This window comes from Robertmurraya beringensis, assembly GCF_042433785.1.
Taxonomy (GTDB): Bacteria; Bacillota; Bacilli; order Bacillales; family Cytobacillaceae; genus Robertmurraya_A; species Robertmurraya_A beringensis.
On the sequence record NZ_JBHLUU010000128.1, the window covers coordinates 12,803 to 26,444 of the forward strand.

Genomic DNA, 13,642 nt, shown 5'->3' on the forward strand with positions numbered 1-13,642 from the left:
GATGCGAGTTTTTTCGTGTTTTAAAACAGATAATGAAAGTGATTAGGAAAGTGGAAATAAGTGAACGATGAAGTAGTACTTCTTCTAAGAATAATTGTATATACATTTATCGGTATATGTTTATAATTATAGTGATAGAGGGAAAGGTGGTCGCATGGGCCATCTTTTCTTTGAAAGATGTAAGAGAAGATATGGTGGTGAACAGAATGATTAAATATCAACAAATATCAGATGAAATGAGAAAAAGACTGTTAGATGAATATTATCCAACCGATCAGCCGATTCCTGATGAGATATCGTTAGCTAAACAGTTCGGTTGCAGCCGGATGACGATGAAAAGAGCGTTAGATATTTTAGTAATGGAAGGTTATTTATATAGAAAGCGTGGTCACGGGACATTTATCGTTAAGTCAGCTATTCAAAAAAATAAAGTGAATGTTGTTGGAAATGACACTCTAGGATTGTCGCATTTGTTAAAAGGAAAAGGGCAAGAGATTAAAAGTAAGGTATTACAATTTGAGGTGAAGTTTCCGACACAAGAAATCGCGTCTCATCTTTCCATTGATTTAGATACACCCATATATGATATTATCCGTCTTAGGATTGTGGAAAATGAACCGTACGTTATCGAGCAAACCTATATGCCAACCACTATTATCCCAGGAATCAATGAAAAAATATTACATTCATCCATATATAACTACATCACAACCACGTTAGAGCTAACCATTGCGGGTACTCATAAAAAAATAAGAGCTTGTAAACCGAATCAAATGGATCAAACTCATCTTGATTGTCGAGAAGATGATCCCATCTTAGAAGTAGAGCAGGTCGTTTATTTAAATAACGGAATGCCGTTTGAGTACTCGTTTTCAAGACATCGTTATGACAAGTTTGAATTTACAACCGTTAATATTAGACGATAGTTCTGGAAGGGAGAGACGGAAATTGAAGCCGACGGTTTATATTACAAGGAAAGTCCCTGATGAGATCATTCAAAGGATAGAAGAGCATTGCGTGATTCTAATGTGGGAGAAAGAAGATATGGCTGTACCAAGAGATGAGTTAGAAAAAGAAATACAGGAAGTAGATGGTCTATTTTGCTTGTTAACCGACAGTATTGATCACTCTCTATTGGAAAAGGCGAAAAGATTAAAGGTAATCAGTAATATGGCGGTAGGCTATAACAATATAGATATTGAAGCAGCAAAGTTAAAAGGAATTACAGTTACTAATACACCTGGAGTATTAACAGAAACAACCGCTGATTTAACATTTGCATTATTAATGGCAACCGCACGTAGATTAATAGAGTCCTCGAGGTATTTGAGTAATGGGGAGTGGCAAACATGGTCTCCTATGCAATTGACTGGTCAAGATGTGTACGGGGCAACAATAGGTATTATTGGCATGGGGAGAATTGGAGCGGCTTTGTTAAAAAGAGCACAAGGCTTTGACATGAAAATCCTCTATCATAATCGGTCTCGAAAGTTGGACTTAGAAAAAAATTTCTCCATGACGTATGTTGAATTGGATCAGTTATTAAAGGAATCTGATTATGTATGTATCATGACTCCTTATACTCCAGATACAAAGAATTTAATTGGAGCAAAAGAATTAGCTTTAATGAAAAGCAATGCCATTTTAATCAATACTGCACGCGGTGGAATTGTAAATGAGGATGCCTTGTATAGTGCTTTACAGTCAGGTCAGATTTGGGCTGCTGGATTGGATGTATTTGAGGAAGAACCCGTTGCGCTGAATCATCCGTTATTAACATTGCCAAATGTAGTGACTCTTCCTCATATAGGGAGCGCGAGCATCAAAACACGACTTCAAATGGCCCATCTAGCAACAGATAATTTATTATTAGCATTAAATAATCAAACACCGAAGCATGTAGTTGTATAAAAGTTATAGCTTCATAGTCCAACAGAAGGATTGATGATATGAAAAAAAATGTGATTACGGCAACAAAGGAAAAGGTTTTATTTATTTGGAGAATTCCATCCTTAAAAGTCCTATTCTTAATTAACACCATCCTTGGTTTTTCAACCTCCTTCTTTATTCCTTACTCATCTCTTTTCGGAATTGATGAAGTCGGAATGAGTAACGCAGCATTTGGTATTTTTATGACCGTGCTGGCGTTAGGTGGGGTAACCATCAGCAGTTCATTGGCAAAGTTATCAGATACAAAGCTTAGTCGGAGATACTTGCTGATCCTCACAACCTTCGCTGGAGTGATTGGGTATATATTATTTGCTTACTTACGAAATTATTTTGCTTTGTCTGTAACCGCCTTCTTTCTATTAGGGGCATCAGCAGCTGCTGTTCCTCAATTATGGGCATATGCAAGAGATGCTTTAAAAGAGGCTGCTATCCCAGCGGAGGATACTCCGTTTATTATGAATATCTTTCGAATGTTTTTTGCCTTGGCTTGGACGGTGGGACCTGCTCTCGGGGCATGGCTCTTAATATTGGTTGACTTCAAGGGGCTGTTTTTATTCGTAGCTGCAGGGTACTTGCTTGCCTTTCTAACCGTTTTGTTTTTATTAAAGGAAGTATCAAAACAGAAGATTGTGAATCAAGAGGCATTGTCAGTAAAAAAATCGATCATCAAACCGCATATTTTTGCCAATCTAGCTGCGGCACTATTGCTTTCGACCGCTACTTCTATTCATATGTTAAATGTGCCTCAATTTGTTACGAAGGTACTTCATGGAACGGAAATGGATGTTGGTTTGATTTTTAGTGTGCCACCGATTTTTGAGGTTCCAATGATGATTGGGCTTGGTTTACTAGCTACAAGGATGGATGTTGCACTGCTTGTGAAAATTGGATTTGTTACTGCCTTTACGTATTTTCTCTTATTTAATTTTGTTACCGAGCCTTGGCAAATCTATCCCTTGCAAATCTTAAGTGCCGCACAGGTTTCCATTACGTCTGGGATTGCTATTTCGTATTTTCAGGATTTTATGCCAGAAGCACCGGGTACGGCAACGACTCTTTACATGAACACGACACAGATTGGATCTACGGTAGGGTATTTGTTGTTCGGTCTTATTTCAGAGTTCATCAATTATGACCATATGATTGCGGTCTATACTCTTTCTGCAGGCTTGGCATGTGTATTTATCGTTCTTTATGGAAAAGAAAGAAGAATTCAAACTACAGCACAAACAAATGCACCAGGTTTATAAAAAATAATGTTAATTTAAAAGAGAACGAATAGAAGAAATCTGAAAAAGTTAATGCCTGAAAGCCTGTTGCACCCATCCTAACGATCGGGGCAGCAGGCTTTTTTCATAAATAGAATGTAATGGGGAAAAGTAGGGAAAGAAACGTTGAACGCTGGAAGGGTGTATTCAAAGTGGGATTAATGGAATACAGAAAACTTGATCGTCCGTTGCAAATTCTTCTGTTAGGAGTATTGCTTGCCCACTTAGGGTCCTATCTTGTGATGCCAATGCTTCCTATTATACTAACCACTGAAACAGAACTAACCTTGGTACAAATTGGGACAATCTTAGCAACGATAGCGATTACTTTTCAATTTGGAAGTATTACAGGAGGAGTACTTGCGGATCGAATAGGGAGACGTTTTATCATCGGCTTGGGTGCCTTGATTACGGCAGGTGGAGTGATGTGCTTTGGCATATTTTCCGATTACCTGTTTCTTCTTGGTTCGGCAGCTATCATGGGTCTTGGAAATGGATTGAATGCTCCCTCCACGAAGGCAGCGATTGCAGCATTCGCTTCTTCAAGTGGAAACCAAACAACTGCCTTTTCTCTTCGTGGGATTGCGGCCAATGTAGGGACAGGTACCAGTGGATTTGTGATTTTTTTCCTTTTAGCTGAAGCCTCAAGAACCATCTTTTTTATCGCAGCTGCTATTTATGTAGGGCTGGCTTTAGTGAGTTGGGTCTTACTTCCGAAAAACTGCGGCGACATCCCTTGTCCATCACTGCCATTAGGAGCATATGGGGAAGCGTTAAAGCATCGGCCATTTATCATTTTTAGTGTGGTGACCGTTCTGATATGGGCACTTTATGCACAGTTCTCACTTGCACTGCCACTACGGGCAACGGTGGTACTAGATAATCCGAAAAATATCTCTTTAATTTGGACGGTCAACAGTTTTATCGTTATCACCCTGCAAGGCTTGATCACCAAGCGGTTTATTACAAAAATGAATCCGATCTCGGCATTAGGAGTGGGCGTACTATTTGTTTCGGCAGGGATATCCATGTTATTTTTCTCAAATGGGTTTGTCCTATTTATTGTTAGTGGAGCCATCTTTGTGATTGGGGAAATGATGATTTTGCCCACGGTAGATAGTACGATTTCTCAGCTTTCCAAACCAGAGCTCATCAGTTTATTTTTTGCGTTATCAAATGTGGTGTATGGATTGGGGGAAGCAGGAGGAAAAACAATAGGTGGGCGCCTGTTGGATGTAGGTGGTGTAAACAATGCCTTTCCTTCGATCGTCTTTGCGATTGCCGGACTTGTTATCTTTTTTCTAGTGATGATGTTAAAAAGGTGGGGACCGTTAACCGAGTCTTTAACAAGGGCAGCAAAGGATCCGAGAAGGCCGGAGGAGGCTCCTAGGATTTCAGCAGAACCAGCGCAGAATCGAACCCATCCGCTACACCGCTTTGAACCTGAAATCTTTTTCCGAAAAAAACCTACGACGGATTAATAGGTGAGGGGACAACGAAATTGTCCTCTTTTTATCATTATTTCTATCTTTGTCACAACTACCATTTGAATTTCATATGTTATAATATTCAAAAGAACGTTTGAATGAAATGGGGAAGTGTAATGGCGAAAGAGGATGTATGTGAGGTCACCTGTTTTGATGAGGAGAAGGTTACAAAAGTAAAAAATGAGCTTAATATGCAAAACACGATGGAGGTCTCTAAGCTTTTTAAAGCATTAGCGGATGACACGCGTGTAAAAATTGCTTATTCGCTAAGTGTGGAAGAGGAGCTTTGCGTATGCGATGTGGCTAATATTGTTGGTTGCACCGTAGCTACTGCTTCGCATCATCTCCGTCTCCTTCGAAACCTGGGTCTTGCCACCTACCGAAAAGAAGGAAAGCTGGTTTACTATTCCTTAGACGATGAGCATGTCAAACAACTCGTTAACATTGCCTTTACTCATCAAAAGGAGGTGGCATTACGTGGATAATTCAACTGGATTGACGAATAGTAAGCAAGTGTACCGCGTTCAAGGGCTTTCTTGAGCCCAGCTGTGCCAAAAAGTTCGAAACGAACGTAAAGCACCTGGATGGTGTTTTTGATGCGAATATAAACTTTGGTGCTGCCAAACTAACTGTGTTTGGTGAAGCAACGATAGAAGAAATTGAAAAAGCTGGAGCATTTGACGGTATTAAGGTTCAAGCCGAAAAGGCTCGTATTCAAGAAGTGAAGGTGCCGTTTTTTCAAAAGTATGCAATGGTTCTTGCATCCTTTGTGCTTTTGCTTATAGGATGGGCCATGGGTGAGGTCCGTGGGGAAGAATCCTTTGCATCGATGGCAGCTTATGCATCGTCCATGATCTTAGGAGGTTACCGCCTGTTCCAGACAGGATTCAAAAATCTCTTCCGCCTTGAGTTTGATATGAAAACACTCATGACCATAGCTGTTATTGGAGCTGCCATTATCGGTGAATGGGGCGAAGGGGCAACAGTTGTGATCTTGTTTGCGATTAGTGAAGTGCTTGAATCGTACTCGATGGATAAAGCTCGCCAATCGATTCGCTCACTGATGGATATTGCTCCAAAAGAAGCTATGATACGGCGTGGCACGAAAGAAATGATTGTTAATGTAGAAGACATCCAAATGAATGATGTTCTACTTGTAAAGCCTGGACAAAAATTAGCGATGGATGGGATCATCGTAAAAGGCCTGTCATCCATCAATCAGGCAGCCATTACCGGGGAATCTGTACCTGTTGCAAAGGGAGTGAACGATGAAGTTTACGCCGGGACCCTAAATGAAGAAGGTTTTCTTGAGGTAAAGGTAACAAAGCATGTGGAAGATACGACGATTGCGAAAATCATCCACTTGGTTGAAGAAGCGCAAGCGGAAAGAGCTCCATCACAGGCATTTGTTGACCGCTTTGCAAAGTATTACACACCTATCATTATGTTATTCGCTCTTGGAGTTGCAGTTGTCCCGCCGTTATTGTTCGGCGCTGAGTGGAATGAGTGGGTATATCAAGGTTTGGCTGTGTTAGTGGTTGGTTGTCCATGTGCTTTAGTTATTTCCACACCTGTTGCTATCGTAACAGCCATTGGAAATGCAGCAAAAAGAGGCGTTTTAATCAAAGGTGGTATTCATTTAGAAGAAATGGGAGCCATAAAGGCGATTGCGTTTGATAAAACCGGCACGTTAACTAAGGGCATCCCGGTCGTCACCGACTATCAAACCGCTCCGAATATTCCTGCCAACGAGACTTTTGCCATTATAGCAGCACTAGAAAAGGTCTCTCAGCATCCACTTGCCACGGCTATTTTAAAAAAGGCTGAACAATGGGAAATGAATTACGACCATTTAGAACTGGAGGATTTTACATCTGTCACGGGAAAAGGGATCGTTGGAAAAATTGCTGGAACGAACTACTATGTAGGAAGTCCAAGTTTTATTCATGAACAGTTGGAGGATGGCTTGGCAACAGTTTATCGTGAGAAAATTACTGTGCTCGAGGAACAAGGAAAAACGGTGATGGCTGTTTGTTCATCCCAACAGTTCCTAGCACTAGTGGCAGTGGCCGATGAGATTCGAGAAGAAACAAAATACGTGGTACAACAGCTTCACTCACTCGGACTGCAAAAGACTATTATGCTTACAGGAGATAATGAAGGTACGGCAAAGGCAATTGGACAAAAGGCAGGAGTAAACGAGGTAAAAGCCAATCTTCTTCCTCAAGAAAAGCTCTCTTTTATTAAAGAATTGCGTGCTACTTATCAGCGGGTAGCTATGGTTGGTGATGGTGTAAATGATGCACCGGCCTTAGCAGCTTCCTCCGTTGGCATTGCGATGGGAGGAGCAGGTACTGATACGGCCCTAGAAACAGCGGATATTGCGCTTATGGCTGATGATTTGAGAAAGCTTCCATTCACGGTGAAGTTAAGTAGAAAGGCATTAACTATCATTAAACAGAATATCACCTTTTCACTTGGTATCAAGCTATTGGCGTTATTACTTGTGGTCCCAGGTTGGCTCACATTATGGATTGCTATCTTTGCGGATATGGGAGCCACGCTAATTGTGACGCTGAATAGCCTTCGATTGCTGCGGGTAAAAGATGAATCATAGGGCTTCCTTTTGGGGAGCCTTTTCTTATAGAATCTTGTTCAAAAATTATCCATATATTTCTTTTGTTCTTTATTTACATACTATACAGGGGTATGCTATTATAAGCTCATAAAAGGAGGGAGTCATATGAATCAAGATGATTCTTTGCTAAATGAAGAGGAAATCTGCCATAGCAGTGATCGAAAAAGTCACCATTCAGATAAAGTGAAAAGCAATCTTGTCACACGACTAAATCGCATTGAAGGTCAAATTCGAGGGATTAAGGGATTAATTGAAAAAGACACCTATTGTGATGATGTTATTACACAAATCTCCGCCACTCAATCGGCTTTAAATAGTGTTGCGAAAATATTGCTTGAGGGCCATCTAAAGGGCTGTGTCGTAGATCGACTACAAGAAGGCGACATGGAAGTTTTAGATGAAGTATTGGTTACCATTCAAAAATTAATGAAAAAATAAGGAGTTGTTAGTCATGGAGAAAGTTACATTACAAGTAGAAGGTATGTCATGTGGACACTGCGTAAAAGCAGTAGAAGGTAGTGTTGGGGAATTAGCAGGAGTAGCAGCTGTAAAGGTTAATTTAGAAAATAAATCCGTTGCTGTAGAATTTGATGCTGACAAAGTATCATTGGATACAATCAAAGAAACAATTGATGATCAAGGTTATGATGTAAAGTAAATAGAAAAGCGGAGCTAGACAAAAAGACAGCGTGCTAGAAATAGCACGTTCTCTTTTCAAAAAAACATACCCTATATAGGTATAAGGAGTTTTTCATATGAGTGAAAAAGTACTAGAAAACCAATTTCAAATTACCGGTATGACTTGTGCTGCATGTTCTACTCGCATTGAAAAAGGTCTGAAAAAAATGGACGGAGTTACGGATGCCAATGTAAATTTAGCTCTCGAAAAAGCGACGGTAAAGTTTGATGCCTCTGTGACAGGACCAGCTAACATTCAAGAGAAAATTCGTGCGCTTGGATATGACGTGATTACTGAAAAAGCCGAGCTAAATGTGACTGGCATGACATGTGCAGCATGTTCCACACGTATTGAAAAAGGGTTAAACAAACTTGACGGTGTCGTCGGTGCCAACGTGAACCTCGCTCTAGAAAAAGCAGCTGTTGAATACAATCCAGCGGCTGTGTCTGTTACGGATTTGATTCAAAAAATAGAAAAGCTTGGATACGGGGCAACTGTAAAATCCGACGAAAATGAAAAGGAATCAGTCGACCATCGTTTACAGGAAATCCAAAAGCAGCAAAGAAAGTTTCTCTTCTCTTTAATCTTATCTCTTCCACTTTTGTGGGCAATGGCCGGGCATTTTTCATTTACCTCCTTTTTATATGTTCCCGAAGCGTTTATGAATCCATGGGTACAAATGGCATTAGCGACACCTGTCCAATTTTTCATCGGTAAGCAGTTTTATGTGGGTGCCTATAAAGCACTTCGTAACAAAAGTGCGAACATGGATGTGCTCGTGGCACTAGGAACATCTGCTGCATATTTCTACAGTGTGTATCTTGCCATTGGAACGATTGGCCACAACGGACACGGAGTCGGATTGTATTTTGAAACAAGTGCGGTATTAATCACATTAATCATATTAGGAAAATTGTTTGAAGTGAAAGCAAAAGGGCGATCCTCGGAAGCAATTAAAAAGCTCATGGGGCTTCAAGCAAAAACAGCTCTTGTTGTTCGTGATGGAGCGGAAGTAGAAATTCCGTTAGAGCAGGTAGTAGCTGGCGATGTGTTGCTGGTTAAGCCTGGGGAAAAGATTCCAGTGGATGGCGTTATTTTAGAAGGACAGTCTGCCCTTGATGAGAGCATGCTGACAGGTGAAAGTGTTCCAGTTGATAAAACAGTTGGTGATCTGGTTATTGGAGCCACTCTGAATAAAAATGGATTCTTAAAGGTGCAAGCAACGAAAGTCGGGAAGGACACAGCTCTTGCGCAAATTATTAAGGTGGTAGAAGAAGCGCAAGGATCAAAAGCGCCGATTCAACGCTTGGCGGATTCGATTTCAGGCATTTTTGTCCCTATCGTAGTCGGTATTGCCGTTCTAACCTTCCTTGTTTGGTTTTTCTGGGTCGCACCAGGGGACTTCCCAGAAGCATTAGAAAAGTTAATTGCCGTGTTAGTGATCGCTTGTCCTTGTGCGCTTGGTCTCGCCACACCAACTTCAATCATGGCAGGATCTGGTCGTGCAGCAGAATACGGTATTCTTTTTAAAGGCGGAGAGCACTTAGAAATGACGCACCGTATTCAAACGGTCATTCTTGATAAAACAGGTACGATTACCAATGGAAAGCCGGTATTAACGGATGTAGTAACTACCATGAATGAAGACGAATTCTTATCTTTGGTCGGTTCGGCTGAGAAGCAATCTGAGCACCCTCTTGCGCAAGCGATTGTGGAAGGAATTAAGGAAAAAGGAAGTGCGCTCGTCGATGTGTCACAATTTGAAGCAATACCTGGTTTCGGAATTAAGGCCATGGTGGCTGAAAAAAATGTGTTAGTCGGTACACGCCGTTTGATGAAGAAATACGAAATTGATGTATCAGAATCCGCTCTCGAAAAGATGGTCTTTTTTGAGAAAGAAGGGAAAACCGCGATGCTAGTAGCGGTTGATGGTGCTTTTGCTGGTATCGTTGCCGTTGCTGATACAATTAAAGAAACGTCACGTTCAGCCATTGCACGCTTGAAGGATATGGGACTTGAAGTCATCATGATTACTGGTGACAATGAGCAAACGGCTCAAGCAATCGCAAAAGAAGCAGGAGTGGATCGCGTCATTGCCGAAGTGCTTCCAGAAGGAAAGGCTGAGGAAGTGAAAAAGCTGCAGGAAGCTGGAAAGAAAGTGGCGATGGTTGGTGATGGAATCAATGATGCTCCAGCTTTGGCAATTGCTGATATTGGTATGGCGATTGGAACAGGTACCGATGTGGCGATGGAGGCTGCGGACATTACGCTCATCAGAGGTGACTTAAACAGCATAGCAGACGCCATTTTTATGAGTAAAAAGACGATCACAAATATTAAGCAAAATCTATTTTGGGCATTCGCCTACAACACATTAGGCATTCCGATTGCCGCACTGGGCTTCTTAGCTCCATGGCTTGCTGGAGCAGCCATGGCCTTCAGCTCCGTTTCAGTTGTGTTAAATGCATTACGGTTACAGCGAATGAAGCTTTAAAAATAAAGAGTGTGTGCTCCGACAACGGTCGGGGCATTTTTAATTGGTTTGGTACTTATGACACTTTGTGGAATGAAAAAGAGGGTCCTCAGGTCATAAAGTAACTTTTATGACGTGTGAGGCTAAGGAAAAGGAAGGGGAGAAGTTATAAAGTGAATGTTATGACCTCTGAAGCATGAAAAAGGGAGAGCATCTGTTATAAAAAATATAAATAGTGGAGTCTAGGTTTGATTCCCATGAACGCAGAAATCACAAGCTAGCGGTAACCAAAGAGGCAGTTTGATTCCCGTAAACGCAGAAATCACAAGCTAGCGGTAACCAAAGAGGCAGTTAGATTCCCATGAACGTAGAAATCACAAGCCAGCGGTAACCAAAGAGGCAGTTAGATTCCCGTGAAAGCAGAAATCACAAGCCAACGGTAACCAAAGAAGCAGTTAGATTCCCATGAACGCAGAAAACACAAGCTAGCGGTAACTAAAGAGGCAGTTAGATTCCCGTGAACGCAGAAAACACAAGCCAGCGGTAACCAAAGAGGCAGTTAGATTCCCGTGAACGCAGAAATCACAAGCTAGCGGTAACTAAAGAGGCAGTTAGATTCCCGTGCACGCAGAAATCACAAGCCAGCGGTAACTAAAGAGGCAGTTAGATTCCCGTGCACGCAGAAATCAAAAGCCAACGGTAACCAAAGTGACTGTTTGTTTCCCTCTAACCAAAAAAAATGGTCCCAGTGGCAACCAACCCTATCTATCAAAGCTATTAACAAAAGCCAGCTACCAAAACCCATCCCCTCAAGACAGATAAGTAGAACAAAAAAACTAAGAGGGTTAACCACTTGAGCTAACCCTCTTAGTTTTTTATTTACTGATGGCTACACGATACTCGTTTGTTAGATTTTCAAAGATTTTTTTCACAGGAAGTATCTCTTTAATTTCATGAACTCTGGCTCCTGCAAACACAAGACCATTTTCGACATCGCCAGCCATTGATTTTAAAAGGGAGTCAAGGGTACAAAATCTATACGAGCAATTTTTCAAGCAATCCAGGCATTTCGTAATTTTTAGCTTTTCAGAAGTTGTGATTAAGTCTGTAAAGTGATTAGCAATCGCACGACCGTGAAGACCAACTGTTGTTTTAACGAGCAGTGTATCTTCCTTCGTCGCTTCGACGTATTTCTGTTTAAAGGAAAGTGGGGCATCACATTCCTCGCTCGCAACAAACCGAGTTCCCATTTGTACTCCAGAAGCTCCCATGCTGATCGCTTTAGCAATGTCTGCTCCTGTCATGATTCCTCCCGCTGCAATAACCGGAATCGATACGGCCTCCACCACTTCAGGAAGAATCTCAAATAATGGACGTTCGGTCCCGAGGTGGCCACCCGCTTCATGTCCTTCAACCACGACTGCGGCAGCACCAAGGCGCTCCGACATTTTCGCTAGCTTCGCAGAAGACACAATTGAAAGAACGGGAATACCCGCTTTCTTACCCCATGCATACATATCCCGTGAAATCCCTGCACCTGAAATAATAAAATCGACCTTTTCTTCAAGTGCCGCCTTCATTTTCTCAGCAAAGTCATTCATTGCAAATAACACATTAACACCAATATATCCTGCATCCTTTTTCACAAGCGCTTTAGCTTGACGAATATGGTTTCTCATTTCTTCAACGGAAATCCCTGTGCCCGAAATTATGCCAATTCCACCTGCATTTGCAACAGCAGAGGCAAGCTTGCTAAGGGAAATGCCTACACCCATGCCACCTTGTATGATGGGAGCTTTCGGAAGCATATGTCCAATTTTTAACTGAGGAAAATTCATGATCATCACCCATTTCTTTTAATCTCCATTAGATTCTAGCATGTAGTATGGGAGAAGGATGTGATATATATTACTAGGTACTAAAATTTGATAATAATAGTTGATAACATTTTGTGAACATTGAATAAAAAAAACTCCATTTGAATAAAAAACCCCTTGTTCTGTTAGACAAGGGGATCAACAAATGTTTCCAGTGATAGAATTGCGGTTAATATATCGTCTGAAGTAAAGTCTTTCTCCAAGTAATGAATGGACTCACTAGAAGCTACCGTTCTCTCGGCAATTGCTTTGAGTTTTTCGAGATTATCGCGGTTCAGCTCTAGATCTCTTAATTGTATTGGAAGCTCTAAAGCTCTGTAAAAAGGAAGAAGGGAGGCAACCTCTTCTAAATTTTCCTCGAGCACTAGCTGAACAAGTATACCGTACGCTACTTTTTCACCGTGCAATAGATGATGGGTTTCATGAGCTACCGTTAATCCATTATGAACCGAGTGGGCAGCAGCAATTCTCCCGTACCGGTCTCCGAAACCGCCAACCATGCCACCAGCCACAATGATCGTTTCAATAACTTGAAGAAAAGCAGGTGAAGAAGTTTTTGCTTCCATCGCGTTCAGTGCAGTTTGACTATGTTCAAGTAAAACAATCTGGCAAAGCCTCGCACTTTGATGGGCGATTTTTACAGGCAACGGAAGATCTTGTAAGTCGCGTACTAACACATCAGCTTCGTACCATTTGGCCAATGTGTCTGCAATCCCTGCTCGAACATACTTAATTGGTGAATGAAGAATGATACGCGGTTCTATTAAGACGATTAATGTACTTTTCGGAAAAATGGTGTAATGCGTGAATTCGCCTTCTTCTGTATAAAACACACTTAACGGAGTCCAAGCAGCGCAGGTGGAGGCAAGAGTTGGGATAAGAATGGCTTCTTTGTTTGTTTCATTTGCCACTGCCTTTGCCAGATCAAGTACTTTTCCTCCGCCGATGCCGATGATGGCGTCGATATTTGTACCACTAACGATCGTAGAGATTCTCTGCACTTCAATTAATGAGCACTCCCCCTGATAGGAAACGAAGGTGAGTTTTACATGTGACATATTTGGAAAATAGGGTGCTGCTGCTTTCCAAGATTGTTCTCCGTGAATGACTAAGCAGTGATTAATTGAATTCAAGAGAAGTAGATTTTCAAGGTCATTTAACGAACCCTCATGACATGCATAATAGGAGGGAGCGCCACGCACTTCGAGTTTGGTCATTGTCTTCATTCCTTTCTAGTAAAAACAACGCCGGTAAGGGCGTTGTTTTTTAC

At 41.4% G+C, this 13,642-nt stretch carries 10 protein-coding genes and 1 pseudogene; 9 read left to right on the forward strand and 2 right to left on the reverse strand.

Translation table 11 applies throughout. From position 1 onward, the window contains the following. Positions 1-206: 206 nt before the first annotated feature. From ACFFHF_RS23850 to ACFFHF_RS23890, 9 genes and pseudogenes are all read left to right on the forward strand, one after another. Complete coding sequence (locus ACFFHF_RS23850) at positions 207-926, forward strand: UTRA domain-containing protein (RefSeq protein ID WP_160549561.1); 720 nt, start codon at positions 207-209, stop codon at positions 924-926. Positions 927-948: 22 nt separating this feature from the next. Beyond that, positions 949-1,911: a 2-hydroxyacid dehydrogenase gene (locus tag ACFFHF_RS23855; RefSeq protein WP_377059210.1), complete on the forward strand. Its 963-nt coding sequence runs from the start codon at positions 949-951 to the stop codon at positions 1,909-1,911. Positions 1,912-1,949: 38 nt separating this feature from the next. Continuing rightward, complete coding sequence (locus tag ACFFHF_RS23860) at positions 1,950-3,200, forward strand: sugar efflux transporter (protein ID WP_377059211.1); 1,251 nt, start codon at positions 1,950-1,952, stop codon at positions 3,198-3,200. A gap of 179 nt (positions 3,201-3,379) precedes the next feature. After that, complete coding sequence (locus tag ACFFHF_RS23865; protein WP_377059212.1) at positions 3,380-4,699, forward strand: MFS transporter; 1,320 nt, start codon at positions 3,380-3,382, stop codon at positions 4,697-4,699. Positions 4,700-4,821: 122 nt separating this feature from the next. Then, complete coding sequence (locus ACFFHF_RS23870; protein WP_160546315.1) at positions 4,822-5,190, forward strand: ArsR/SmtB family transcription factor; 369 nt, start codon at positions 4,822-4,824, stop codon at positions 5,188-5,190. Further along, positions 5,183-7,322, forward strand: a pseudogene (locus ACFFHF_RS23875) (heavy metal translocating P-type ATPase). Before ACFFHF_RS23870 ends, ACFFHF_RS23875 begins: the two are co-directional and overlap by 8 nt. Before the next feature lie 126 nt (positions 7,323-7,448). Further along, a complete protein-coding gene (locus tag ACFFHF_RS23880) occupies positions 7,449-7,781 on the forward strand; it encodes a metal-sensitive transcriptional regulator (RefSeq protein WP_377059214.1) in 333 nt (110 codons plus the stop codon). Positions 7,782-7,794: 13 nt separating this feature from the next. After that, positions 7,795-8,001: a copper chaperone CopZ gene (copZ, locus tag ACFFHF_RS23885; protein ID WP_377059216.1), complete on the forward strand. Its 207-nt coding sequence runs from the start codon at positions 7,795-7,797 to the stop codon at positions 7,999-8,001. 97 nt (positions 8,002-8,098) lie between these two features. Then, positions 8,099-10,516 (forward strand): heavy metal translocating P-type ATPase, encoded by a 2,418-nt coding sequence (locus ACFFHF_RS23890; protein WP_377059218.1) that lies wholly within the window; start codon positions 8,099-8,101, stop codon positions 10,514-10,516. 854 nt (positions 10,517-11,370) lie between these two features. On the opposite strand, the gene ACFFHF_RS23895 is transcribed toward ACFFHF_RS23890, so the two are convergent. Together ACFFHF_RS23895 and ACFFHF_RS23900 are read right to left on the reverse strand one after the other, a co-directional pair. Next, positions 11,371-12,333, reverse strand: coding sequence for an NAD(P)H-dependent flavin oxidoreductase (locus ACFFHF_RS23895; protein WP_377059219.1), 963 nt, complete (start codon positions 12,331-12,333; stop codon positions 11,371-11,373). Positions 12,334-12,497: 164 nt separating this feature from the next. Beyond that, complete coding sequence (locus tag ACFFHF_RS23900; protein ID WP_160546310.1) at positions 12,498-13,589, reverse strand: iron-containing alcohol dehydrogenase family protein; 1,092 nt, start codon at positions 13,587-13,589, stop codon at positions 12,498-12,500. Positions 13,590-13,642 lie beyond the last annotated feature (53 nt).